This window comes from Lactobacillus sp. UMNPBX4 (assembly GCF_002554115.1).
In the GTDB taxonomy this organism is placed as follows: domain Bacteria; phylum Bacillota; class Bacilli; order Lactobacillales; family Lactobacillaceae; genus Lactobacillus; species Lactobacillus gallinarum.
The window spans coordinates 1-252 of record NZ_PCZF01000154.1 but is presented as its reverse complement, the minus strand read 5'-3'; the positions used below and the strand labels follow the sequence as shown (position 1 = coordinate 252).

Below are 252 nucleotides of genomic sequence, written 5' to 3'. Positions count from 1 at the left end.
TTGTCTCGGTTTTTTGCTTGGATTATATTCAGTTTTCAATGTACTAGCTCTTTGATCCTTTCGGATCAATGGAGGCTAACGGGTTCGAACCGATGACCTCCTGCGTGCAAAGCAGGTGCTCTCCCAACTGAGCTAAGCCCCCAAGGTCTTTTCTTTTTTCAGCCAGACATAACTTTAGCGCTTTTTTGCCGTTATGTCAATGGGCCTAAATGGACTTGAACCATCGACCTCACGCTTATCAGGCGTGCGCTC

At 46.8% G+C, this 252-nt stretch carries 1 tRNA gene; it reads right to left on the bottom strand.

The annotated features are described in order from the left end of the window. Positions 1 to 69 precede the first annotated feature (69 nt). Positions 70 to 142: transfer RNA gene (locus CP355_RS10150), tRNA-Ala, on the bottom strand. Positions 143 to 252: the final 110 nt, after the last annotated feature.